This is a genomic window from Alishewanella maricola (assembly GCF_016343785.1).
In the GTDB taxonomy this organism is placed as follows: Bacteria; Pseudomonadota; Gammaproteobacteria; order Enterobacterales; family Alteromonadaceae; genus Alishewanella; species Alishewanella maricola.
Genome location: NZ_JAEINI020000062.1, coordinates 1 through 263, shown reverse-complemented (window position 1 = coordinate 263; position 263 = coordinate 1). Strand labels below are relative to the sequence as shown.

Sequence of the window (263 nt, the reverse complement as noted above, 5' to 3'; positions counted from 1 at the left end):
CTTTCTCGCGCCGAGAAAAATGGGCGTAAGCGCATGCGTTTGCTCGCTATTGCTCAGTTCCTTGAATGTAAAAACCGTACACAGGTTGCTAATCAATTGAAGATAAGCCGTACCAGCGTCAACAACTGGGTGACTCAATACCTTGAATTGGGGCTTGCAGGCTTGGATGCACGCAAAGCAAAAGGGCGTATTCCTTATTTAACTCCCAAACAGCAAAAGCAACTCGGCCAGTTTATTGGATCGCATAGCCAGACTGAGCAAGA

The 263-nt window shown here is 47.1% G+C and carries 1 protein-coding gene; it reads left to right on the top strand.

The window, feature by feature from the left end; genetic code table 11:
• A partial coding sequence (locus JAO78_RS16730; RefSeq protein ID WP_226752492.1) for a helix-turn-helix domain-containing protein occupies positions 1 to 263 on the top strand: 263 nt, incomplete at both ends.